At 40.6% G+C, this 23,202-nt stretch carries 21 protein-coding genes and 1 tRNA gene; 9 read left to right on the top strand and 13 right to left on the bottom strand.

Going from position 1 to position 23,202, the window contains the following annotated elements; genetic code table 11:
• Positions 1 to 62: 62 nt before the first annotated feature.
• Entirely contained in the window at positions 63 to 596 is a 534-nt protein-coding gene (gene infC, locus ACM5QX_RS01750; protein WP_011318830.1) for a translation initiation factor IF-3, read from the bottom strand.
• Between the two features lie 548 nt (positions 597 to 1,144).
• Between infC and ACM5QX_RS01745 the strand changes: the two genes are divergently transcribed.
• Positions 1,145 to 2,059 (top strand): alpha/beta fold hydrolase, encoded by a 915-nt coding sequence (locus tag ACM5QX_RS01745; protein WP_414752110.1) that lies wholly within the window; start codon positions 1,145 to 1,147, stop codon positions 2,057 to 2,059.
• Positions 2,060 to 2,099: 40 nt separating this feature from the next.
• Here ACM5QX_RS01745 and ACM5QX_RS01740 read toward each other — a convergent pair whose 3' ends face one another.
• Positions 2,100 to 2,465: a phospholipid-binding protein gene (locus tag ACM5QX_RS01740; protein WP_011318828.1), complete on the bottom strand. Its 366-nt coding sequence runs from the start codon at positions 2,463 to 2,465 to the stop codon at positions 2,100 to 2,102.
• Positions 2,466 to 2,743: 278 nt separating this feature from the next.
• Between ACM5QX_RS01740 and ilvN the strand changes: the two genes are divergently transcribed.
• Both ilvN and ACM5QX_RS01730 read left to right on the top strand, forming a co-directional pair.
• Positions 2,744 to 3,265 carry an acetolactate synthase small subunit gene (gene ilvN, locus ACM5QX_RS01735; protein WP_041456726.1) on the top strand — a complete coding sequence of 174 codons (522 nt, stop codon included), beginning with the start codon at positions 2,744 to 2,746 and terminating at the stop codon, positions 3,263 to 3,265.
• A 690-nt stretch (positions 3,266 to 3,955) separates the two neighbouring features.
• Positions 3,956 to 4,903, top strand: coding sequence for a PEP-CTERM sorting domain-containing protein (locus tag ACM5QX_RS01730; RefSeq protein WP_414752109.1), 948 nt, complete (start codon positions 3,956 to 3,958; stop codon positions 4,901 to 4,903).
• Positions 4,904 to 5,007: 104 nt separating this feature from the next.
• Here the strand turns inward: ACM5QX_RS01730 and ACM5QX_RS01725 are convergent, their stop codons facing one another.
• Positions 5,008 to 5,394 carry a hypothetical protein gene (locus ACM5QX_RS01725; protein ID WP_414752108.1) on the bottom strand — a complete coding sequence of 129 codons (387 nt, stop codon included), beginning with the start codon at positions 5,392 to 5,394 and terminating at the stop codon, positions 5,008 to 5,010.
• 1,256 nt (positions 5,395 to 6,650) lie between these two features.
• Between ACM5QX_RS01725 and ACM5QX_RS01720 the strand changes: the two genes are divergently transcribed.
• Positions 6,651 to 8,213, top strand: a complete 1,563-nt coding sequence (locus ACM5QX_RS01720; RefSeq protein WP_414752107.1) for a phytoene desaturase family protein — start codon at positions 6,651 to 6,653, stop codon at positions 8,211 to 8,213.
• Positions 8,214 to 8,447: 234 nt separating this feature from the next.
• On the opposite strand, the gene ACM5QX_RS01715 is transcribed toward ACM5QX_RS01720, so the two are convergent.
• Entirely contained in the window at positions 8,448 to 8,684 is a 237-nt protein-coding gene (locus ACM5QX_RS01715) for a DUF3134 family protein (protein WP_414752106.1), read from the bottom strand.
• A gap of 97 nt (positions 8,685 to 8,781) precedes the next feature.
• The gene (locus tag ACM5QX_RS01710; RefSeq protein WP_414752105.1) at positions 8,782 to 9,573 is read right to left on the bottom strand and encodes an ion transporter; all 792 of its coding nucleotides are present in this window, start codon (positions 9,571 to 9,573) and stop codon (positions 8,782 to 8,784) included.
• 65 nt (positions 9,574 to 9,638) lie between these two features.
• Here ACM5QX_RS01710 and ACM5QX_RS01705 point away from each other — a divergent pair, with 65 nt between their 5' ends.
• Positions 9,639 to 10,064, top strand: coding sequence for a nucleoside deaminase (locus ACM5QX_RS01705; protein ID WP_414752104.1), 426 nt, complete (start codon positions 9,639 to 9,641; stop codon positions 10,062 to 10,064).
• Between the two features lie 16 nt (positions 10,065 to 10,080).
• Here the strand turns inward: ACM5QX_RS01705 and ACM5QX_RS01700 are convergent, their stop codons facing one another.
• Together ACM5QX_RS01700 and ACM5QX_RS01695 are read right to left on the bottom strand one after the other, a co-directional pair.
• Positions 10,081 to 10,740 (bottom strand): response regulator, encoded by a 660-nt coding sequence (locus tag ACM5QX_RS01700; RefSeq protein ID WP_414752103.1) that lies wholly within the window; start codon positions 10,738 to 10,740, stop codon positions 10,081 to 10,083.
• Entirely contained in the window at positions 10,737 to 11,942 is a 1,206-nt protein-coding gene (locus ACM5QX_RS01695; RefSeq protein ID WP_414752102.1) for a sensor histidine kinase, read from the bottom strand. Before ACM5QX_RS01695 ends, ACM5QX_RS01700 begins: the two co-directional genes overlap by 4 nt.
• Positions 11,943 to 12,418: 476 nt before the next feature.
• Between ACM5QX_RS01695 and ACM5QX_RS01690 the strand changes: the two genes are divergently transcribed.
• Both ACM5QX_RS01690 and ACM5QX_RS01685 read left to right on the top strand, forming a co-directional pair.
• Complete coding sequence (locus tag ACM5QX_RS01690; RefSeq protein WP_041456187.1) at positions 12,419 to 12,925, top strand: pilus assembly protein; 507 nt, start codon at positions 12,419 to 12,421, stop codon at positions 12,923 to 12,925.
• Between the two features lie 310 nt (positions 12,926 to 13,235).
• Positions 13,236 to 13,309, top strand: a tRNA-Met gene (locus ACM5QX_RS01685).
• A 175-nt stretch (positions 13,310 to 13,484) separates the two neighbouring features.
• Here ACM5QX_RS01685 and ACM5QX_RS01680 read toward each other — a convergent pair.
• Complete coding sequence (locus tag ACM5QX_RS01680; protein ID WP_414752101.1) at positions 13,485 to 15,545, bottom strand: amylo-alpha-1,6-glucosidase; 2,061 nt, start codon at positions 15,543 to 15,545, stop codon at positions 13,485 to 13,487.
• A 198-nt stretch (positions 15,546 to 15,743) separates the two neighbouring features.
• Between ACM5QX_RS01680 and ACM5QX_RS01675 the strand changes: the two genes are divergently transcribed.
• Positions 15,744 to 16,355, top strand: a complete 612-nt coding sequence (locus ACM5QX_RS01675) for a peroxiredoxin (RefSeq protein WP_414752100.1) — start codon at positions 15,744 to 15,746, stop codon at positions 16,353 to 16,355.
• Between the two features lie 301 nt (positions 16,356 to 16,656).
• The gene (locus ACM5QX_RS01670) at positions 16,657 to 17,193 is read left to right on the top strand and encodes a peroxiredoxin family protein (RefSeq protein WP_414752099.1); all 537 of its coding nucleotides are present in this window, start codon (positions 16,657 to 16,659) and stop codon (positions 17,191 to 17,193) included.
• 296 nt (positions 17,194 to 17,489) lie between these two features.
• Here the strand turns inward: ACM5QX_RS01670 and ACM5QX_RS01665 are convergent, their stop codons facing one another.
• The 5 genes from ACM5QX_RS01665 to ACM5QX_RS01645 form a co-directional block, all read right to left on the bottom strand.
• Positions 17,490 to 18,491 (bottom strand): DnaJ C-terminal domain-containing protein, encoded by a 1,002-nt coding sequence (locus ACM5QX_RS01665; RefSeq protein WP_414752098.1) that lies wholly within the window; start codon positions 18,489 to 18,491, stop codon positions 17,490 to 17,492.
• A gap of 261 nt (positions 18,492 to 18,752) precedes the next feature.
• On the bottom strand, positions 18,753 to 19,304 hold the full coding sequence (locus ACM5QX_RS01660; RefSeq protein WP_414752097.1) for an AAA family ATPase: 552 nt from the start codon (positions 19,302 to 19,304) through the stop codon (positions 18,753 to 18,755).
• 167 nt (positions 19,305 to 19,471) lie between these two features.
• Complete coding sequence (locus tag ACM5QX_RS01655) at positions 19,472 to 20,761, bottom strand: glucose-1-phosphate adenylyltransferase (protein WP_414752096.1); 1,290 nt, start codon at positions 20,759 to 20,761, stop codon at positions 19,472 to 19,474.
• Between the two features lie 210 nt (positions 20,762 to 20,971).
• Positions 20,972 to 21,301 (bottom strand): hypothetical protein, encoded by a 330-nt coding sequence (locus ACM5QX_RS01650; RefSeq protein ID WP_011318813.1) that lies wholly within the window; start codon positions 21,299 to 21,301, stop codon positions 20,972 to 20,974.
• Positions 21,302 to 21,327: 26 nt separating this feature from the next.
• Positions 21,328 to 23,064: a S8 family peptidase gene (locus tag ACM5QX_RS01645; protein WP_414752095.1), complete on the bottom strand. Its 1,737-nt coding sequence runs from the start codon at positions 23,062 to 23,064 to the stop codon at positions 21,328 to 21,330.
• Positions 23,065 to 23,202: the final 138 nt, after the last annotated feature.

Raw genomic sequence — 23,202 nt, 5'->3', positions numbered from 1 at the left:
ACAGTGAAGCCGTTTTGATATTTTCAGTGGTGGATTACTTGGTTACAAGAATACTTAGGGTATTACTTCTTAGGCGAGATGAGCATCATCATGTTTCGCCCTTCTTTTTTGGGTGCTTGTTGCACTTCACCAAACGGTTCCAGATCCGTTGCCATTCGCTTCAGTAAATCTTCTGCCAGGTCACTGTGTTGAATCTCTCGACCCCGGAACATCACAGTCGCTTTGACTTTATCACCATCTTTCAAGAAGCGTTCTGCTTGCTTAACACGGACATTGTAGTCGTGTTCCTCGATTTTGTAGCGCATCTTCACTTCTTTCACATCAGCCGTGTGCTGTTTCTTTCGAGCTTCCCGCGCCTTCTTCTCCTGCTCGAACTTGTATTTCCCGTAATCCATAATCCGACACACCGGCGGGTCGGCCTTGTCACTGAGTAGCACTAGATCCAGCTCCTTCTCCTCTGCTAGTTGCAGCGCTTCCTGTGGAGTTAGAATTCCTAGCTGGGAACCATCAGTGTCAATGACTCGAATTTTCGGGAAGCGGATCCGTTCGTTAATTTGGGGCAGATCGCGAGTTCTTTTTTTCTCAATCACAGGCATTATGATTTGTGGGAGCTTCTTTGTTAAGTGATGTAATGTGGACTTGATTGCTTTGTTTTGATTGGTCTGCCAAAGCAGCACAATACTAAAATAACTGAGAACTTAAAAAGGAGTCTATAGTTTTATGGTAACTAATCCATAAAATAGTTTATTTAGTCTGTGTATTTGTTATTCTACTCATTTTGAGAGAATTTCTCTGCGATCGTTAATTTAAATCACACAATCTAGAGAATAGTTAACTATTGTAACAATTCTTTTTTAATGGAAAAAATGATAGTTATCCCCCACACCCCTTTACCCGAATGGTACTAAGATAAGCGCAAATCTTGAAGGTATAAGCCTTTCGGGGGGTAAGGGTGTAAGGGTGTAGGGGGGTAAGGGAAACATCTCATGATTAAATCAAGATACCTCATACATACTGTTATTCTCATCACCCCTACACGCCTATACCCCTAAACCCAGTCACGGCAAGAGCTTTATGTTTTCTTAGTGCCATTCCCCTATACCCTTACACCCCCTTTAAGATAGAAATTAATCACTAAGGAATTGTGACCATGACGGTACACTGGCGGGAACGAGTAGGGAATCAACGAGATTGGGTTTGGCGGGGGTGGCGGACTCGTTATACTTACATTCGTTCTACCCAAGAAGACCGGGAAAAAACCCCTCTAATTTTACTGCATGGTTTTGGTGCTTCCATTGGTCATTGGCGACATAATTTAGAGGTTTTGGGCGAATCTCATACAGTATATGCGCTGGATATGCTTGGTTTTGGTGGTTCGGAAAAAGCCCCTGCAAATTACAGTATTGAACTTTGGGTGGAGCAAGTTTACGATTTTTGGCGAGCTTTTATTCGTCAACCAGTGGTATTGATTGGGAATTCTAATGGTTCTTTGATTTCTTTAGCGGCGGCGGCGGCTCACCCCGATATGGTTAAGGGGATTGTGATGATGAGTTTACCAGACCCATCATTAGAGCAAGAAATGATTCCACCTTTTTTAAGACCTGTAGTCACGACAATCAAAAATATTGTCGCTTCTCCAATATTTTTAAAGCCGGTGTTTTATTTCGTGCGCCGTCCCAGCATTCTCCGTCGTTGGGCTGGTATTGCTTACGCCAATCCCGCAGCCATCACCGACGAGCTGGTGGATATTTTAGCTGGGCCTCCCCAGGATAGGGGTTCAGCCCGTGCTTTTAGTGCTTTGTTTAAAGCGGCGATCGGTGTTAACTTTAGTCCTAGTGTCAAAGCTATATTGCCAACTCTACAAATTCCCATGTTATTGATTTGGGGAAACAAAGATAGGTTTGTTCCGCCGATTTTGGCTAACCAATTCGCTCAATACAACGAAAAGTTGCAATTGCTCAACCTAGACGATGTAGGGCATTGTCCCCACGATGAATGCCCAGAACAGGTAAACAAGGCAATTTTGGCATGGATGGATAAGGCCTTGGGAGATTACTAAAATCTAGTCATCTCCCAGACATGACAAAAATTGCTAGTCTTTAGCCAATATTAACTTGGTTGGTATCAACGTTTGTAGTACCATGTACAGACTGCGCCACAGAAATCATTTTATTGAGAATGTCTTGGCTGGGAACCGAACCTTTTAGAACGACGGTGCTACCAGTTTGAGCAACCCACAAAGAATTCATATCATCAAGTTGCTGGTCTTGATCAAATGCCAGTGCTACTCGCTTTGCTAAACCACTTTGGTCGTATTCGCCGTTTAACCCTAAACGTTCTGGTGGAATTGATTGGGTAGCCGTAGGTGCATTAGCAGTAGTGGAGGCTGAGGATACTTGCGGAGTTGGATTTACCTGGGCATTTTGAGGTTTTTCCATGCCAAAAAGTCTTTTTAACCAACCCATAAATGTCTTTCTCCTGATTTAATGGTGACAATATTCTCAAAATAAGATTTTGATAAATAATGTACATCTGCCGATCAAAAGATATATTCTCCAAATGACTTCTGCTTTTGGAATGATTTAGACATAACTTTTTTATAGAAGATTTCAGGAATGCAGGGATTAAGTTTAAAATAAAGTATAAGATTTATAACCTATTCACCTAGTAAGCAGTACGTGTAGGGCAGCTGTTAGCTAACATTCGGGTTAGTTATATGTTGTCTGAGCCTGTGTTGGCAAAGATGAAACATACTCTTTCAGTTCTGGTAGAAGATGAGGCGGGAGTTCTGTCCCGCATTGCTAGTTTATTTGCTCGTCGTGGCTTTAATATAGAAAGCCTGGCTGTTGGTTCGGGGGAAGAAGGTGGGGTTTCCCGCATTACTATGGTTGTGCCTGGTGACGATCGCGTGATTGAACAACTTACCAAACAACTATACAAGCTCGTTAACGTTCTCAAAGTACAGGATATAACTGAAACTCCTTGTGTGGAGAGAGAATTGATGCTCCTGAAGGTGAACGCCACTAGCAGCAACCGTTCAGAAGTCATTGAACTAGCTCAAATTTTCCGGGCGCGAGTAGTCGATGTAGCGGAAGATTCTTTAACTTTGGAAGTGGTCGGCGACCCTGGTAAGATGGTGGCGATCGTCCAGGTGCTACAAAAGTTTGGTATCAGGGAAATCGCCCGCACTGGTAAAATCGCCCTGACTCGTGAATCTGGTGTCAATACTGAGTTACTTAAATCCTTAGAAGCGAAAGTTTCTTAAGATTTGTCCCCTCACTCCCAGTCTCTGACTGGGAAATCTCATCTTTATTGTTTGCGTAATCATTTCCAAGCATAGCTCATAGCCTTTATAGATCCGCATATATTAATATTTTTAGTTTTAAGCACCTTATATTAGGTGCTTGACTCCTGTTTTTGATTGTTCAATAAAAATATTTCACCAGCTTTATATCAAGCTGCTATCTGCTATGTATTAGACAGGTTTTTTAGTCGAATATCACTCTTTTGAGATTTATAGGATAGATACACATAAAATCATTTATTCAACTATTTGGATAATACTTTATCGTAAATTTAAAAAAAGTGCATTTTTTATATTGAATAAGTAGTTTTACTTGAAAAAATATAACTGCAATATTAAAATCTACTGTGTTTGAATATCAGTAATTATACTAACGCGCCAAAAAAGAAAACTACTTTAAAGCCAAAAACCTAGTTATTATCTGGATTTTTGAATTAGCAAGCACTTTGGCGCAGGACTATGCTTATACCAATTTTCTATGAAGTTGCACCAAATAAATGATGTAGAGGCGTTTCATGCAACGTCTCTACAGTTCAGAATAAAGCACATCTTCATTAAAAAACGGTATTAGGCTATTGGAGATGAACTGTCTTATTTTTTGGCGATCTTGATCACTGGCTAAGTCTATCCTAAATCATGTAGTGAGGGGAAATGTTTACTTACAAAAGTATTAGTTTAGGTTTACTTTTAACATTACTAGGATTGATAACTTTACCAACTAAAGCATTAGGGCAATTCAGCTATGATGCCAACGAGACAGAAATTTTCAAGACAGATTTTGATAACAGCGACGGCTGGTCATTAAGTGGAACAACTATTAATGCCGGTAAAATTGTCGGTACTTCAGCTTGGGGTACTGCCTCTTATTCTCTAAATAATCGTGTAAATTTAGATTTAGGGCCTGTTTCTTTATACTGGAGTGGAATTTTTCCTAGCACAAATGCTCACAGAGAAAATGACAAATATTATGTTGGTTTGCAGTATGTTGATAATGCTCCTGTATGTTACAACAGTTCAAGCAATACGATTGTCGGTACACCACTCTGTCCGAGCGGTAGTTCAATAGTTGATGAAAATGCTGAACTCAGAGTGGCAATGAGACCGCGTAATCCTACCAATGTTACAGATACTTATCATCAAGTTTATGTAGATCCCGGTTTCGATCCGATTAGTAACTACTCACCTGCATCAACGCGATTAAACCTTCCAGCAGGTCAGCCAACAGATTTCCGCTTGAGAGTCAGTAAGGTAAGTTCAACCTCATACGAAGCTTCTTTATCGTATTGGGATATTGCTCAGACTGCTTGGAAAATTTTTGATCCCAAGTCAACGTTAATGTCTTCCCCACTTACAATTAAAGCTTCAGATTGGATAGATGCTAATGGGTTGATTGAAAGTCCTGTGACTTTTGAAGCCATTAATCTTCAGTTTCGCAAGAATTCCACTCGAAACTCAGAAATAACTGCTCTAGCACTAACACAAGTTTTACCACCATTGTTGCAGCAACAATCTATCACTGTTCCGGAAAGCCCTTCTATTATTGGCTTACCGTTGGTTATGGGATTTGGCATTTTATTAAAACGGCAAAAGCAGAAATAACATAGGTTAAAATCATCACCTAAAAGGTATGAGAATTTGGTAATGGGTAATTGTTATATTATCTATTACCTTTTTCTTATATCTTCTGTAATTATCAGAAGCTATTAAAAAAAATGTTTGGAATCAAATTTGTCGTTTTTGGGTAAATATTCAGAACAGTTTTTTGCTTCATCTGTGAGTACAATGGAGGGCTGTACTGCACATTTAAGATAATGATTATTGCAATAATATTGGCAGTTTTTACAAGGCAATTGATGTAAACCTTTCACTGTAAAAACCATCTTATTTTCTATGATAGAACGAATCTTTCGTAAAATTATAAAAAAAATTACCCAACTAAAAACTAATCCAACAGGAGTTAAAGAAATAGCTATATCTGGAAAATCTATACTATTAGTTTGAGTGTTTTTTTGTTGAGATTCAGTTATATTCACAGATCGAATGTGATTATTTGTCGTTATCTTGTGTTGATTTATTACCTCAGTGAACATATTATTGAACCTTATTTATATATTTGCTAATTTGGGTTTTATTGGTATTTATTTGGTTCTGTGAACACAAAAATATTAATGCTTGTACTACATAACATATTTAGCACTAATAAATTAGGCATATGCTATAAATATTGATTACTATTATATGCGCGTGTAACATTGATACCTCAGTGTTTGATTCGAGATGAACCTTTTTTAGTGCTTTAATTATATGTTTAACAAAATAAAGTTTTAGCTATCTCTGTCAATAGTTTTGCTTAGTAACCTGAAAACTATATCCTTGGATATAGTTTGAAGGCATAATCTCAGAAATATATTTGTTTAAGAACATGAATCATAAAATTTCTAGCTATGGGTGCAGATCATGAATACTAATATATACCACTATGAATATAGTTAAAAACGATGTAATATGATATTTTCGGGATTATAAATTATAATTGTCTGTGCAGTTTACTGAAAGTCTAAATACTGCTATTATCCCTGATTAAAAGAGAATTTAATCTGTATTTTTTAGTAAATTGTAATGTTTCTATCTCTATCATAACCATAGTTCAAAATATTTAAAAATTTGCTCAAGTATGGCAAATAGCAAGGAATTTATAAGTGATAATCAGACTAAATTGTAAGTAGTGAATCCTTTTCATGGGATGTGTTAGCGTAGTCTTTCTGAGGGACGGGATTCCTTCGACTATAGCCTACTATTGCAAATATGGTTCCAATCACTATTAGGACTTACACACCCAGTTTGTCTAAGAGTATAAATGTTTAAAACCCTTACACCCTTAAACCTTTAATCTCTACATCCTGATCAAATCCCTTGATTTTTCTTTTTCGTGTGTAAGTCATAACTAGGTTAAAACAAGTACGTAAAAAATTTGGGTTGTGTTAAGAAAAACAAATAGTTTCCCAGGAATTTTGAGATGTTAGATAGACTAAAAAATATTAGTCATAGATAAAAGTACTGAGTTTGATTAGTAGTAATTATTTACAGATTATTGAAGATGCAAAATGCAATCACTCTCTTTAGATACCTTAACTATAACTAAGTGAGAGGAAAATAAACAGTCTAGTTAACTTAATTATCTTCTTCTCAATGCAAACTAGACTAAATATCGACTCTGAGATTTAATGTTTTTCCGGTTTCTCAGTACTATTGGATGAAAATTACAAAAATAGTACTCATATTATAAGAAGTTTTAACAAGAATATTGATGAAATTAAGAGCAATCAAGATTTCAGAGGAGGAGAATATGGAAATCTTTGATTATGTAATTCTTGGAGCCGGTTTGGGTGGATTAGCAACTGCTGCTTGTTTAACTCGACAAGGATATAATGTAGCAGTTTTAGAAAAACACTATTTACCTGGTGGCTGTTGTCACACTTTTGATTACGGTGAATATAGTTTTTGTGCGGATGTGCATTATGTTTCTCAATGTGGTCATGGCCAGGCGATCGCTCAATTTCTCAACTATATTGGTCAAGATGTCCCTTTTAATAGCCTTGACCCCGACTGCATAGATCGCATCATCACCCCAGAAGCAGATTTTAGAATTCCCTTAGGATGGGAAAGTTTACGTTATCGTTTGCTGTCTACCTTTCCTGAAGAAACCAATGCTATTAACCGCTACTGCAACGAAATTCAACAACTTCATCAAGAAATCCGTAATTTAGCGCAAGAAATTCGTTGGTTTGACCAGAAGCTGCCTGACTGGTTAAAGTTACCTAAGTATTTTAATCTTTTTAAAAAGCGCAATTGGACTCTGCAAGACTTGTATAACTATGCCGGGTTATCGCCCAAACTCCAAGCTGTGCTGGCTGGACAAAGTGGCGACTATGCACTACCACCCGCAGAAATTGCTTTGCTGACCCATACTTCTCTGGTTTGGGATTATTCTGAAGGTGCTTATTATCCCAAACATCACTTTAAGCACTTGGTTGATACCATTGTTGAGACAATTACCGCCGGTGGTGGTGTCATTGCTTATGCTACGACGGTTAATCATATTCAAGTTAGTGGTGGCAAAGTTCATACTGTCATTGCTGATGGCAAAATCTATCGCGCCACCAAAGCCTATATCAGCGACCTTGACCCTAAATTAACAGTAGAGTTGATGCACGATAGTGAAGCCATCAGCCACAAAGAACGGCGGCGGCTGACCGATTATGAATACTCTGCCAGTGCTTTTAATATTTACTTGGGTTTAGATAGCAATTTTGATCCACAACGCTACGGCATTGGTAACTGGAACATTTGGTATTATCCTACTGGAGATTTAAATAGAGAATATCACCAACAACTGCAAGGTGATTTCAGTCATCCGTGGATTTTCCTTTCTTGTCCGACGATGAAATCTCATGAACCAGGAATGGCTCCAGCCGGGCATCATGTTTTAGAAATTGCTACTGTTTGTGCTTATGAACCTTTTGCATATCTGCATAGTAACGACTCGGCAGCCTATAAAGCTAAAAAGCGTGAGGTCTACCGACAAATCATGAATAGTGTGCGTGATATCGTTCCAGATATAGATAATTACATCAGGATGAAAGTTTACGGTACACCCACAACCAGCGAATATTACCTGGGACAACCACAAGGTAATATTTACGGTGCGAAATTAGTCCCTAGACAGGTGGGGTTAAATCGCTTAGGTTACACGACAGAGTTACCTAACTTATTCTTAGTGGGGGCCAGTGCTGGATATCCTAGTGTTCCTGGTGTAATTGGGAATGGCATGGATGTTGTAGAGTTGCTGACTGGGCAATCTGTCAGGCAGAAAACTAGCGCGCCTCAACGATTGGTGGGGATGAGATAAGCGATCGCAGTAAAATGGCGATCGCTTGTTTATTGCACTACGTATGTCAGTTGTTAATCGTCAGTTGTCAGTTGTGGAAATGATCTGGTCTAACACGCCAACCCGCACATGGCGTGGTTTTTACATATCTTTGCCACTGACTACTGACCAATGACTACTGACAAAACTCTATCCCCTTGTGGGTAGAGTTTTTATTCTTCAATCTTCACTTCTAAAAATTGCCAGCACTTGCTTCTACTCTTCTAAATCCTCTACTTCTTCTGCATCAAAACTATAAGCATCTACAAACTCTTCCACGTCTTCTTCTTCATCTACCTCGTCTTCGTAATAGTAGTCAATAGGTTGGTAAGAAACTAATCGACCTGTACTTTGTAACCAATCCAGCAAAGATTCTTCTTGTTTGAGAGGAATGATAGCGCCTGACTGGTGACGAGGTTCTTCGTGGAGAGCAGGGTTAGACAATTTAATCATTGTTTTGCACCACGAATCTCTTTTAATTACTAGTGTGATTGGTGTATTTACAATGACTTCTGTCTTATGGGTGAGGTTTTTGATCAATAGGTTAGAGTTAATCCATTTTTTGGCTGGGTAATTTAGTTCCGCAACGCTTACAAAACTCTGCATCCTGATCGTGAAATTTTAGACCACAATTCAAACATACAGTTTCTACCTGATTGGCTGTTTTGACTACGCGCCTAATTAAATCTCCTACTTGCCAAGGAATGATGGCTACACCTGTCAAAATCATCAATACAGTTAATAATCTACCTAGTTCTGAGATGGGAGTTAAATCTCCAAAGCCTACAGTAGTCATTGTGACTACTGAGAAATAAAAGGCATCTAAAAAAGTACTATAAACTTGGGCATTTACGGGATGTTCTACTTGATAAATTAAGCCAGAATAAACAAAAATTATGGTAAACAAAGTAAACAGTATGCGAATAAAAATTATCCCGTCTTCGGAACTAATACTGCCAAATAAAAATTTACTGTCAATGAATCTAATTAATCTTAAAATTCTAAACCAGCGTAATATCCGAATAAAACTAATATTTACTAAGCCTAGTAAAAATGGCAAAATTGCGATTAAATCAATAATGGCATAAAAGCTAAATATATACTTTAGTTTATTTTCCGCACTCCAAAGGCGGAGGACATACTCTACTGCAAAAATTGTCAATATAACTGTATCTATTTGATCCAACTGCAACCTAATAGAGTCGGGTATAGCGTAGGTTTGAGCAACAAAAATGCCTGATGATAATAGAACCAAGGCAGCAATTGTCAAATTAATCGCTTTACCTAATGGTGTTTCTAGGTCTGTTAAGTAAAATTCAGTTTGTTGTCTACTCAGTAACATACTTCACGATATCTGCTTAAATATGGTATTTTTACCGTCTATCTGACTGAAATATCAAGATAATTATGAATCCAGAATATTTTATGCGTCTAGCGATCGCTGAAGCAAAAAAAGGAGATGCGCCATACGGTGCGATAATTGTCAAAGATGACCAAGTTGTGGCATTCGCACACAACACTGTTGCTAGAGACAATGATCCTTCTGCTCATGCAGAAATTAATGTGATTCGCCGTTTAACCGCGCAATTGCAAAACTTTTCCTTAGAAGGTTATAGCATATATACCACTGGTGAACCTTGCCCCATGTGTGCCGCAGCCTGCGTTTGGACTGGTATTGCAGAGATTATATATGGTGCTTCAATTCAAGATTTAATTTTAGCAAATCAAGCACAAATCCAAATATCTTGTGAAGAACTAATTGCCAAATCTTTTAGGAACATCAAAGTTACTAAGGGTATTCTTCGACAGGAATGTTTGAATTTGTTTGTGTGAAATCAGATAATCACTTTTATTCAGGTTCATTGAGATGATTTAAATAGGTATTGGCAATGATAGCGGCTTGAGTGCGATCGCGCAAACTCAAACGATTTAAAATATTCGTCACATGATTTTTAACTGTCCCCTCGGAAATATAGAGTTGTTGGGCAATTTCTTTGTTATTCGCACCTGCGGCAATTAAGCGTAAAACTTCTTTTTCTCTGGGCGTAAGATCAGCTAAATTAGTCGGCGCAGGTGGCGTGTGGTTTGGTGTAGACTGAAACTGCACTAAGAGTTTCTTGACTATTCCTGGGCCTAGTTGAGTGTAACCTTTCTCGACTGCACGAATTGCCACAGCTAATTCTTCTGAGGGTGTATCTTTGAGTAAATAACCCATTGCACCATTTTGTAAAGCCGCTTTGACATATTCATCATCATCAAAAGTTGTGAGGACTAGAACTTTAACACTAGGGAAATTTCGTTGAATTTCTTGTGTAGCAGCTACTCCATCCATAATTGGCATTCGCATATCCATCAATACTACATCTGGATGGAATTGGGGAATCAAATCAATAGCGATTTTTCCATTTTCTGCCTCTCCCACAATTTCTATATCAGATTCTAGCTCTAATAATGCTCTTAATCCTTGACGGATCAGATTCTGATCATCTACTAATAAAACTTTAATCATATTAATCTGCTTGCAGGAATATCAACTGTAATTTGACAACCATAACCAACATCGCTATTGATGGCAAATTTTCCTCCTAAAGCCAAAGTGCGATCGCGCATACTTTGTAATCCAAAACCTGTAGTATTTTTTTGGATATCAAATCCTCTACCATTATCCCGAATTATCAAAGATAAGCTACCTCGATTGAGGGAAATTTCTAAAATAACTTCTGTGGCTCTGGCGTGCTTAGAAATATTGGTTAACGATTCTTGAATAATTCTATATATGGCTGTACTAACTTCTGTTGATAATTTATAATTAACATTAAAACTACTAGTGAATATAATCCCGGTATTCTGTTGAAAGTCTTCTGCTATGATATCTATTGCTTGTTCTAAAGTTTTGTCCTGCAATGGATGAGAGCGCATGGTAGAAACAGAATTTCTCACATCTTGTAAAGCTTTGGAACCAAGCTCTTTTGCCCTAACTAAAAAAGTTTGTGCTTTATTGGGATTAGACTGTGCAAGTTTTAACGCAGTTTCCAATTGTAAATTCAATGCTGTGAGCGAATGACCTAAAGAGTCGTGAATTTCTCGTGCAATGCGGTTGCGTTCTTCTAGAGTTGCCTGGTTTTCAATACGTAGAGCATATTGACGTAGTTTTTCATTCGCAACGGCTAGTTCTTCTCGACTCTGACGTTCCGATAATAAGCTATTCATTAACAGCAACACGAAAATTAAGCTTAAGCCAAATACAAGTGTCAAACTCAGCGTGAAAAAGCGAAAACGCTCTTGGGCTTGTAGTGGGAGTGGAGGACGAGGTAATCGATTTATTAGTGTGAATAAAAACAAACTAAATGAAATAAAAGTGACAGATAACCGTCCAGGTAACTTAAAGATTAAACAACTACGAGTCACTAAAATGATGTAGAGAAAGGGAAACATCCGCGCTGCTCTCCCTTCAAATAATCCAGTAATGAAAATTAAAATGATTTCACAGGCAGTATAAACTATTTTATCTAGGTTATTACTAGTAGGTAATCTTAGTCCCATCAATCCAAAAATTGTGAGACTAATAATCGTAATTTCGGGAAACCTACTGGAAAATCTAGGTGAGGGATAGGGCAATATCGATGTGATAATAGATATTGCCAACAATATCCATTCTAGATATAGTAAAAAGCGGAAAGGGTGATTATGAACTTTAATATATTGACCCATAGTTTATAATACAAAATATATTGATATTTTTTGAATTTGAAATACAAAATACCCTACAAAAAAGCTGCGCCAACAAAATTATGTTAGGAAGAATAGAAATAATTTTGAATTAATTAATTCTAAGTTTCAAGCCACCACTAATTATCTTCACTTTTGAATTTTGCGGAAAGTACTGTAGGCAACTGGTGAACCTAGAGGGGTTTCCCCACCGTAAGAACACCAATTGCTACAAGCCGGGGAACCCGTAAGGGCGCAGTGGCTCAACTTTTCAAGACTAATTTTGAATTGGTATGACTTCTGGATTCTGACTAGTTCTCTATGTTTACTTGAATTTCCACCAAACCACCAGTCACTTGAATCAGGGTTGCCGCATGACAAAAGTCATGGGTGTATTCATGACTTTCTCCTCATGTGGATAGTTGATTTGGGTTTCTAAGATGGTTACATTCCCACAGGAAAACACATCAAGGAACCTAATGCAACTCAAACCCTTATCCCTATTAGTTGGAGCGCTAGCGCTCACCTTAACTGCAACCCCCTTCGCTGTTCAAGCACAAACAAATTCTTCTTCTGTGTTATTAATCGCACAGGCTGGAAAGAAAGGCCCTTGGGAAAGTTTGGGATTAAGCAACGAACAGAAAGCCAGAATACAAGAAATTGGCCGTAATAGCCGCGCCCAAATTGAGGCAGTTTTTACCCCAGAACAGAAAGCCAAAATGGAAGCCGCACGCCAAGCACGTCAGGCGCAGCGTCAACAAGGTCAACGCCCACAAGCCGGCCAGCGCGGTGGTAAGAAGAATTTTGCTGAATTAAATTTGACTGAAGACCAGAAAACTAGAATCCGGTCAATTCGCCAAACTTCGCAACAACAAATGGAAGCAGTTTTAACCCCAGAACAGCGAACTAAATTACAAGAGCTGAAAGCTAATGCCCGTCAGCGTTGGCAGCAAAGACGCAATAATCAACCTTCACCTCAAAGCTGATAATGCTACCCCTTGCTACGTCAACTATTTCAACTCCTGGCCTACGCCAGTTTTTAGATTTGGTTGACCGTCTGGCTGAAGCAAGGGGGAAATCTTCTCCCAATTGTGGAAATAGAGAAACTATGCTTACTCTCAAGAAAAACAGGGGTGTAAGGGTATAGGGCAAGAGAAAAAGTGTTTCTCCTATATTTTGCTAGTGCGCCACCGCGCTAGTTAGAGGCTTATATCAAGCAACCAGAGAAAATTCATTTCTCAGAGTGCTAGACAAAAATAAATTTGTCAGCTATATTAAGAAATGTGTGAAAAACAAGGCTCAGTAGCTCAGTTGGTTAGAGCACGGGACTCATAAGCCTGGGGTCGTTGGTTCAAATCCGACCTGAGCCATATTCAAAATTAAGCTATGCAAGAGTTTTTCTTCCTAGCCATTAAATACGGGATAAACATCTAAAGCTTTGTAAGGCCAAAAGAGGCGATCGCCTTCGGGAGTGTCAAAGATAATAGTTTTGGCTATTACCAATGACCTATTAAATATTACCAATCTCCACAAACCAAACACAAATCATGTCGTCCGCAAATGGCGAATCACTTCTGCGACTGACCAAGCCTGTGCTACGGCTCCTCTTGCTCTATGAGGAGGGTCACCATCAAAAATTTCGGAAATAGAACCCAGACAAGCATCACTTGAAAAGTGATCTAATAGAGGTTGCCAATCAAAAGGCAATGGTTGTTCTGGGTAAAAACGCTGCCAAGCGCGGATAAAAGGCCCAATTAGCCAAGTCCAAACAGTACCTTGATGGTAAGCGCGATCGCGTTTTTCGGGATTGCCTTCATATCTGCCAATATATTCTGGATCTGCCGGATCGAGGCTACGAAGACCATAGGGGGTTAACAGGCGATAAGTTGCCAAATCTAATATTTGTTGTCCCTGTTTTTGGGAAAATCCGCAGTGGTGTAGAGACAAAGCTAAAATCGCGTTGGGACGAATTTGGGCGTTCCGGCGATCGTCTAAATCGATGGTGTCGTACAAATAACCAAGCTGTGGATTCCAAAATTTTTGCAAAGAAGCTTTCACCTGTTGGGCTTGTTGAGCATAACGCCGCCCCTGTTTTTCCAGACGAACAGAATCACCCAAATCCATCTGACTCAGTCGTTCAGCCCATTGACTCAGCCAACATAAAGCAGAATACCACAGAGCGTTAATTTCCACTGCTTTACCTGGACGAGGAGTCATCGGCTCTCCCCCAACTACCGCATCCATCCAGGTAAGAGCAACATTTGGAGCATCCCAGCCAATTAGACCATCAGTCGCATCGAGTTGGATATTGTAGCGAGTACCACCAAAATATGCTTTGTAAATTTGCTGGACAGTGGGGAACTGTTCCGCCAAAAATTGCCAATCTTGGGTAGCTTCCAGGTACAGTCCTAAAGTTTCAATCCACCATAGGGCTGCATCAATACTGTTGTAATATGGTTCGCTGTCAATATCAGGAAAAGCGTTAGGTATCAAACCGTGGCGGCAATAACGCCCAAAGGTTTGCAACAGACCTTTTGCTAATTCAAAACGCTTGGGTACTAAAGCTAAACCAGGTAAGGCAATTAACGTATCACGTCCCCAATCATTAAACCAGTGATAACCAGCAATTACCGTAGGGCCAGCAATGGAATCTCGATAGACAATAAATTGATCCCCGGCTTTGAGTAGTTGCTGCCAAAGTGGGGATGAGGAGGAAATATGGAAAGATTCTTCCCCATCGCTCCTATCTTCCCCCCATTCCCAACCAAAAACCTGAGACAGTCTTTCTTGCTCTGCTTCCACGGCTTCGGCAAAGGTGTCGCTGGTTAAGGAATCTGTGAGTTCAGCCGGAAAACCCATCCGTGCTTCTAGAGTGACTGTGTCTCCTGGTTGGAGAGTCACTGTCAAATAACCAGGGCTGTGGAGGTCTTCGCGATCGCCTAATCCCCGTTGTGTTTCTTCTGGTAAGCCATAACGCCAATACCAAACTGCATTGGCTTGATACTCTCCTTGCGACCACCGCAACTGCCAAGGTGTGCCGAAACGACCAGAATTCATGGCTTGCAAGTAGATTTGCTTGTTACCCAGGACTTGGGAAAATTGTAAATCTAGGCTATTGGTTTGTTGATGGTGAAAGTCGCGATCGGCAATTAGCAATCGCAGTCTTAATACGGCAGTTTCTCTACCTTCGTAACGATAGTGAATTAATAACCGATGGCAAAATTGAGATTCCTGATCTTGGAGTTCACATTCTTCTCCACTTTCCACTACACCGTAAGGCATCACAAGTTGCCTACTTAATTGCCATTCTCCTTCACCCCAAATCCACTTAGGTACTGGGTTAACATCAAAAGAACGCAGTAGCTTGTAACCAGTGGGTGCAATCTCACCTGTACCCCAAATATTCGTCCCCAATGCTACGACTTTTCCTGAGACTTCTAAGCTAGCTTCTAGGTGCGACAGTAGTAGGGTGCGTCCAGAAGGCGGATTTGTCGATGCAAATAGCCAACCGTGGTAGGTGCGTGTACGGATATCCGAAACAGTACCACTGGCAAAACTTCCTAAGCCATTGGTCAGCAACCATTCTCTTGTATCTAAATCATCCATTTGCTACTCAAAATCGTTATGACTATGATATAGTCGTAACAGATCGTAATCAAACTGTGAGACAGCCCTAAAGGACTGCGTACCCGTAAGGCTTCTCGGAGAATACCCGATAGGGTGAAAGCGTGGATGGGTAAGTTTATTCCTAACCCAAACTCCAACACCTAGTAAACCGATATAAGTTGAAGGAGAATTAAGTTAATGTCCATCACCTACGGAACACAAGAAAGCCTCCGCGTTGGTCAACAGGCTCCCGACTTTACAGCAACAGCTGTAGTTGATCAGGAATTCAAGACAATCAAGCTTTCCGACTATCGTGGTAAGTATGTTGTCTTGTTCTTTTATCCCCTAGACTTTACCTTTGTTTGCCCCACGGAAATCACAGCATTTAGCGATCGCTACGAAGAATTCAAAAAACTTAACACCGAAATTCTCGGTGTGTCCGTTGATAGCGAGTTCTCCCACCTAGCTTGGATTCAAACTGATCGTAAGTCTGGTGGTGTTGGCGACCTAAATTATCCCCTAGTTTCCGATATTAAGAAAGAGGTGAGCGACGCTTACAACGTACTAGACCCAGCAGCAGGTATTGCTTTACGTGGTTTGTTCATCATCGACAAAGATGGTGTAATTCAGCACGCTACCATTAACAACCTAGCTTTTGGTCGTAGCGTTGACGAAACCCTACGGACATTACAAGCAATCCAGTACGTCCAGTCTCACCCAGATGAAGTTTGCCCTGCTGGTTGGCAACCTGGCGAAAAGACCATGACTCCCGACCCTGTGAAGTCCAAAGTTTACTTCGCGGCTGTTTAAAAAAGCAGTTGGCGATCGCGCATTTTTTGAAGAGAGGGTAGCAGGCACAAGGAAAGAAAATAGCCTCATTGGTTCATAGCTGTTTCTTTCATATATTTATCCTGCCCCTCTGCGATCGATTACTTTATTTAGAAACCTTCCAACTTCTATCCTGCTTGCAAGAGTCAAATAAGATAATCATCCGCACCACAGATGAACGTAGATAGACACAGATATAAAATCAGTGTTAACTCCAGTGTTTATCTGTGGTTTTATAATTGTATTTTCCATCATATTACTACTAGATAATTTTCAAATGTTTATGTTAACTTCAACAGATTTTAGAGGCTTATTGAATGAACGTTTCTTTCGTAATTTCTTGCCTATTCCTGCTAGCAACGAATTAAGGCTAGATGTAGGAACACCAGATTTTCAATTACCAGATATTACCAATGGAACGTTAGTTAAATTATCAAATTACCGGGGTAACAAACCTGTATTATTGGCATTTACGAGAATTTTTACAGAAAAGCAATACTGTCCCTTTTGCTTTCCTCATATCAAAGCCTTAAATGAAAACTATGAACAATTTACCAATCGGGGGATAGAAGTTTTATTAGTTACGAGTACTGATCAAAAGCAAAGTCAAATAGTAGTTAAAGACTTAGGCTTAAAAATGCCTTTACTTAGCGACCCAAGTTGTCGGGTATTTCGTACCTATCAAGTAGGGCAAGCCTTGGGAGCGCCTTTACCAGCCCAATTTGTCTTAGATAAAGATGGTAGATTGCGTTACAAGCATTTATTTTCGTTTTTCGATCACAATGCCAGTGTTGAGAAATTGTTAGGGAAATTTGATTAAAATTGGTAATAGGAAAAAAAATTATACCAATTTGAAAAAAAGAATGCTTGTAGAGACGCGATTCATCGCGTCTTCTTCTTCAACCAATGATGTATTACAATCATTAATCGAATCGGTATTAATATTACCCATTACCAACCAAATCAACCATAGAAATTCGATTTGATTCCAGAGAAATTTTCAACATCTATAGGGCGGGCATTGCCCACTAAAACCATGAGCCGGTGGCAATGCCCACCCTACGTTTCAAAAATCAAGTACGAATCCTAGATATAAATAAGTAGCAAAACGGAATATTACAACTTCACTTGTTGTAAATGACTCCGGGGATTGTAACTGCGGATAGCCCGGATTTTTTCATAATATTCTCGCTCTTGTTGGCTCATATCTTTTGGTGGAACAATAGCCACTTTGACAAACTGATCACCCCGTCCGCCTTTGGCTATAGGCCAGCCTTTGCCCCGTAAACGGAGAGATTGACCAGAACGTACACCAGCAGGTAGTTTAACGTTCACAGAACCATCGGGTGTAGGTACATCAATGGAAGCTCCCAGCGCAGCTTCATCGGGGGTAATGGGAATTTCACAGGCTAAGTTATCCCCTTCAATTTGGAAGAATGAATGGGGCTGAAATTCTACTTTTAAATATAAATCGCCTCTTTGTTGTGTCATAGGGTTAAATTGACCCTTACCTCTTACCCGTAAGCGAGTACCGGGTTTAGTGCCAGCCGGAATTCGCACATCAATAGTTTCGTTACCTAAATTAAAGCGCTTTTGAACTCCAGCAAAAGCTTCAGCAAAGGTGAGGCTGATGGTAGCTTCCGCATCTTGACCACCACCGGCTGCGCCTACATCTTGAAATCCAAAGTCATTAAAGCCGCCAAAACCACCCCCTGGTCTACCACCAGAAGTGCGATAAGAGTAGCCTTGTCGCCCACCACGAGGTGCAGCACCACCAAAGCGCCCTAACAACTCATTAATAAATTCATCAAAATTGCCGTATTGGCTGAAGTCCACTCCACCCATATCGACACCAGCGCCACCCCCAGGGAAACCTTCGCCTACTTGTCGCCAATATTGTCCAAATTGATCGTATTTTTGGCGTTTTTCGGCATCTGACAAAACTTCGTAGGCTTCGTTAACTTCTTTGAAGCTTGCTTCCGCCTGTTTATTCCCTGGATTAACATCAGGGTGATATTTGCGGGCTAATTTGCGAAAAGCTTGTTTAATTTCCTCTGGAGTGGCAGTTTTACTAACTCCCAAAATCGCGTAATAGTCTTTGAAGTCTGTTGCAGCCATCTACCAGCCTCCTGTAGAAATTTCTTTAAGTTTTTTTCTAAGATTTGAAATGAGAATTTGCTAGGTCTAATGCCAACGCATAAATATAGGATTTACCTACCCAGATTTTCTGTTGAGACCGGGTGTAAGGGTGTAGGGGTGTAAGGGTTTCAAACATTTATACCCCTAATACCCCTATACCCTTGCCCAAACCCTTGATCTTTCGTTTTCATACGTAAGGCATAAATATTCTGATTTTAAATTAACAAATAATAAAGAAAATCAAGTGTGGTTCCCGCTCACTGGGTCAGGGCAATTTCCGTACTTATCGATGAAGGAAATGGGGAGTAGGGAGTTGTGAATGGGGGAAGAGATATTTTCATGGACAATTAGGTTTTCTAGTCCTTCTTGTAGGGTGGGGGGTGCATCGCGGAGTTGGCGGTGCATTCTTAGGATGACATCTTCGGGGACTTGGCGTGGGCGTTTTTTGTTACGTGCTAGACATAACCAGACGGGTGTTTTGATCCAAACTCCTGTAATTTCGGTAAAGCCTAATTCACGGGCTAGGGCAATAAGTTCACGACGATGGCGGCGTTGGGCGTTGGTAGCGTCGAAAAGGGCGATTTTACCTGTAATCACAGTTTGCTGCAATTGCCGTTCTATCTCCCGCCAAATTAGCAGCCATGACCCTTGAATTGCTTCTGAGCCAAACAGTTGCCCCCTGATGGCATCTGTGGAAATCAGCTGCATCTGGGGGCATTGTGCTACTAATTGTTTTGCCAAGGTTGACTTACCGCTACCAGGAAGACCAATCAGTAATATGAGTTTTGTCATTAGTCTAGGGTCAGTAGTCAGTAGTCAGTAGTCAAAGTTGTTGACTACTGACTGTGAGGCAGTCGCAGTCTTGGCGCTTTGCGTCGATTGCGAACTGCCGTTCTCCGTTCGCGGAGCGTTCCGTAGGAAAGGAGTTCTCGAAGAGTACCCGAAGGGTTGACTGCTGACTAAATTATTGTGCCATCGGTAATGACAGCATTTTTGAGAACAACGACAATGCCACTGCGGATGTAAAATCCTTGACTTTCGCGGTCTGCTTCCTGCACGTTGTCTTTATTGATAATTTTGACATCGTGACCGATGCGGGCATTTTTATCGATGATGGCACGGCGAATAATGGTATCTGGGCCGATGCCTACGGGGATGTCTCCTTTGTCAATGCTGCACTGGCGTTCCACTGAAGCTTGGTAGAAGTCGGCACCCATGAGTAAAGATTCTTCAATGACGCAGCCGGTTTCAATACGCGATCGCACTCCCAATACTGAGTGTTGAATGCGACAGTTTTTCAGAATACAGCCTTCGCCAATGATGGATTCTGTAACGTGGCAATCTAATAGTTTTGTGGGTGGTAAGTAACGTGCGCGGGTATAAATTGGTGCTTCTTCATCGTAGAAGCTAAAGGGCGGCATGGGCTGCTGAGTCAATGCTAAATTAGCATTATAAAAAGCTTCGATTGTCCCAATATCTTCCCAGTAGTCATCGAATAAGTAAGCTTGAACGTTGTGATCTTTCGAGGCATCAGGAATAATTTCTTTGCCAAAATCAGTACGTTCTAAAGATTCCTTCAACAGTTTGATCAAAACATCTTTTTTAAATACGTAAATCCCCATCGAGGCGATGTAAGGCTGTGATGCTGCCTGTTCTGGTGTCAAGCCTAAAACGGTGGTATCAACACGCATTTTGGTTAAGGCTTCGCCTTTGGGTTTTTCGCTAAAATCGATGACTCGTCCAGCGTTATCGATTTTCATTAAACCAAAATCCGAGGCGCGGCGATCGTCAATGGGAATTACGGAAAGTGTGATATCCGCATTGGTTTCTCGATGGCGCTGGATAAATAGGCGGTAATCCATCCGGTACAGGTGATCTCCTGACAGGATCAAAAATTCATCTACGTCCCACTCTTGTAACATCCAGAGATACTGACGTACAGCATCGGCTGTACCTTGGAACCAGTTAGGGTTCTCCGGTGTCTGCTGGGCGGCCAGCACTTCCACAAAACCCTCGCTAAAACCACTAAAGTTGTAGGTACGGGCAATGTGGCGATTGAGAGAAGCTGAGTTAAATTGTGTTAATACGTAGATTTTAAAAATTTCCGAATTAATGCAGTTACTGACAGGGATATCTATTAGGCGGTATTTCCCTGCCACTGGTACTGCCGGTTTAGCGCGGAGTTTGGTTAGTGGGTAAAGGCGAGTACCCGCACCACCACCAAGAATAATTGCTAAGACTTTTTTCACAAGATTTCTCCCAACTGCCTTTCAACTCCCACCTACAGTTTAGGACTGTCTGTGGCAGCTGGTAAGGGGGGATCAAAGATTATCTTGAATGAATTTTAAAAAACCTTACTGGTGACGTATCGTGTAGCCATTGATCACAAAACAATTTCCACTGTATTAATTTGCACTGGTAATTAAAAATATTAGATATGTTAATAGTTACACTATTTCTTAATCTCGCCTTAATTTGGTGGAAAATCTGTTGTGGTGACTACTGAGTAAACTTAATTTTGGCGATCGCATAACGTCCAGTGTAGCTGATTGCCTCAAGAATTTCACCCAAGGTTGGGCGGATAACTGAGAAATCTGATCAGGTGATACTGTGGCTGTAAATATTTCCTGGTTAGCTTTGACACAATTAATTCCCAGACTCTTTAACACAGCAGTTGCCCCAGCATCTAAGTGAGTGTGTGTATGGATAAATATCTCTAAACTGCCTTCTGGCGATTCATTTAGCGCCATAGTCAGGGCTGCATCTAACTTTTGGTAATCCATAATCATGACTTTTTGGCTAAAAACCCTCAATCTCAGCCGATTAATTTTGCAGCATTAATCAGCCCAAAACCCCATTTGGGGTCAAATGTACCAGGAGGTTTACCAGGGATAGAACTACTTTGACGTAGTAAGTCTTTAATTGCCTCCGGGTCTAGGTTAGGGTTGCGTTGCAGAAGTAAGGCGATTAAGCCGGTGATGAACGGTGCAGCCATACTTGTACCAGACATGGCGATAAACTGAGGATTAATGGTCATTGAGCGATCATCGCTATGAGCATAACCAGAAAGTGCAGATACAATCATTGCCCCTGGTGCAGCTACATCTGGTTTTTGGGTATTGTTCCGTAAGGGGCCTTCACTACTAAAATCCGCAATAGTGTTTAAATCCAGCCCCATTTCTTGAATCTGACCATCTATATCTTGAAACTTGGCTTTGGTGGTGTAAGCAGCAACCGTTACCGCACTTTTAGCGCAGCCGGGAGAACCAATTTTTAAGGCATCCTTGACGCTTTTACCTGTAAAAAACACTGATGATGTATCATCCAGTGTCCACACATCCAGTTTAGTATCAGATGGGGAAGTGTTGCGCGATCGCAGTTGCCACACACCGCCTTGTACTGGTGATTTACCTTGACCACGAATCTGCACAAAAATATTGTAATCACCATTGGCTGGGTCTGGGCCTGGGGTAACAATTTCTACCTGAGAATCAGGTAAATTATAACTGTGGCTAGGATTGCCGTCAGTGATGATTTTTTGCCAAGGACTAACAAAACCATTGGGACTCTGTAGCGATACTTCCAATTGGCCACTACTGGCATACCAAGCATTTAACCAGACTACACCGATTTGATTTAAGGGGACATGAAAGCGCATTCCTCGGTTGCGTCCACTGGGAATGTTTGCTTGACCGTGAATATTGTAGTTACCTTCATTACCCGCAGCACAGCAGACAATTCTGCCTGAACCTGATTCCGCATCAATAATTTGTGATAGAGAATCAGTGCCATCATGGGCATCACTATGATTACCTAAACTGATATTGACTACGGCTGGTCTTCCCAACTCACCAGCTACCCGAAAAATATAACGGATACCATCAGCAATATGGGCATCTTGTAAATCAGATTTGACAATGACTAACTCGGCCTCTGGTGCTACGCCGCGATAGGTAGCATCCGCACCAGCCGCAATGCCAGCAACATGAGTACCATGACCTGTCGTATCTTGAGAAATGGTAAGTTGTGTTTCTGTAAATTCTGCACCGTAGCCCCCCTCATTTACTCCTGGGCCTGGTAGAGTTTGATCCCAAATCCGCAAGATCCGGCCAGTAAAGGCATGGTGTTTGGCATCGATACCTGTGTCGATAATACCGATGATGACACCTTTACCAGTCAATCCTGTTTTGCCATGAAAATCTGGCAATTGCACGGCTTGGGGTGCAACATCCATCCGCAGCTTGAGTTGACGTGAAGGTTTAATTCTGTGGATGGCGGCTTCTTCTGATATGGCGGCGAGATTTTCTAAGGGTAAGAAAGCTGTGCGAACGCTACCGGAATTTTGATTTACTTCGACCCCATATTGTGACAAATGGCTTAAGTCAGCGTCAGCATCACAGTAGATAAAGATAATACTTTTGGTTGGTTTGATAACTGTTTTAGGGGCAATTATACCCAGAAAATACCTATGCTTTATTAAAGCTGTCTGTCCTTGATTTTGAAGGTCTTGATAGGCTAATAACAATGCAGGCGCAAGTTTTTCATGTCGCATTTTGACACCAATTTTACAGGAGTATTTAAATTAATTAGCGCTGGTATTGATGTGACTCTGGATTGGATAATTGGTAGTAATTAATTGGTAATCGGTAAAAATTTAGTAAGTTTTACTCATTACTAATTTTTGAATTCA

This window comes from Anabaena sp. CCY 9910, assembly GCF_963920875.1.
Taxonomy (GTDB): Bacteria; Cyanobacteriota; Cyanobacteriia; order Cyanobacteriales; family Nostocaceae; genus Trichormus; species Trichormus variabilis.
The sequence above is the reverse complement of the archived record's forward strand: the minus strand, read 5'-3'. Positions and strand labels throughout refer to the sequence as shown.

Excerpts from the sequence above, each read along its gene's own strand:
- ACM5QX_RS01695 (WP_414752102.1), bottom strand. The coding sequence starts at position 11,942 with ATGGGTCAATATATTAAAGTTCATAATCACCCTTTCCGCTTTTTACTA.
- ACM5QX_RS01720 (WP_414752107.1), top strand. The coding sequence starts at position 6,651 with ATGGAAATCTTTGATTATGTAATTCTTGGAGCCGGTTTGGGTGGATTA.
- ACM5QX_RS01730 (WP_414752109.1), top strand. The coding sequence starts at position 3,956 with ATGTTTACTTACAAAAGTATTAGTTTAGGTTTACTTTTAACATTACTA.
- ACM5QX_RS01740 (WP_011318828.1), bottom strand. The coding sequence starts at position 2,465 with ATGGGTTGGTTAAAAAGACTTTTTGGCATGGAAAAACCTCAAAATGCC.
- ACM5QX_RS01715 (WP_414752106.1), bottom strand. The coding sequence starts at position 8,684 with ATGATTAAATTGTCTAACCCTGCTCTCCACGAAGAACCTCGTCACCAG.
- infC (WP_011318830.1), bottom strand. The coding sequence starts at position 596 with ATGCCTGTGATTGAGAAAAAAAGAACTCGCGATCTGCCCCAAATTAAC.
- ACM5QX_RS01710 (WP_414752105.1), bottom strand. The coding sequence starts at position 9,573 with ATGTTACTGAGTAGACAACAAACTGAATTTTACTTAACAGACCTAGAA.
- ACM5QX_RS01705 (WP_414752104.1), top strand. The coding sequence starts at position 9,639 with ATGAATCCAGAATATTTTATGCGTCTAGCGATCGCTGAAGCAAAAAAA.
- ACM5QX_RS01690 (WP_041456187.1), top strand. The coding sequence starts at position 12,419 with ATGCAACTCAAACCCTTATCCCTATTAGTTGGAGCGCTAGCGCTCACC.
- ACM5QX_RS01660 (WP_414752097.1), bottom strand. The coding sequence starts at position 19,304 with ATGACAAAACTCATATTACTGATTGGTCTTCCTGGTAGCGGTAAGTCA.
- ACM5QX_RS01650 (WP_011318813.1), bottom strand. The coding sequence starts at position 21,301 with ATGATTATGGATTACCAAAAGTTAGATGCAGCCCTGACTATGGCGCTA.
- ACM5QX_RS01680 (WP_414752101.1), bottom strand. The coding sequence starts at position 15,545 with ATGGATGATTTAGATACAAGAGAATGGTTGCTGACCAATGGCTTAGGA.
- ACM5QX_RS01725 (WP_414752108.1), bottom strand. The coding sequence starts at position 5,394 with ATGTTCACTGAGGTAATAAATCAACACAAGATAACGACAAATAATCAC.
- ACM5QX_RS01670 (WP_414752099.1), top strand. The coding sequence starts at position 16,657 with ATGTTAACTTCAACAGATTTTAGAGGCTTATTGAATGAACGTTTCTTT.
- ilvN (WP_041456726.1), top strand. The coding sequence starts at position 2,744 with ATGAAACATACTCTTTCAGTTCTGGTAGAAGATGAGGCGGGAGTTCTG.
- ACM5QX_RS01700 (WP_414752103.1), bottom strand. The coding sequence starts at position 10,740 with ATGATTAAAGTTTTATTAGTAGATGATCAGAATCTGATCCGTCAAGGA.
- ACM5QX_RS01665 (WP_414752098.1), bottom strand. The coding sequence starts at position 18,491 with ATGGCTGCAACAGACTTCAAAGACTATTACGCGATTTTGGGAGTTAGT.
- ACM5QX_RS01675 (WP_414752100.1), top strand. The coding sequence starts at position 15,744 with ATGTCCATCACCTACGGAACACAAGAAAGCCTCCGCGTTGGTCAACAG.
- ACM5QX_RS01645 (WP_414752095.1), bottom strand. The coding sequence starts at position 23,064 with ATGCGACATGAAAAACTTGCGCCTGCATTGTTATTAGCCTATCAAGAC.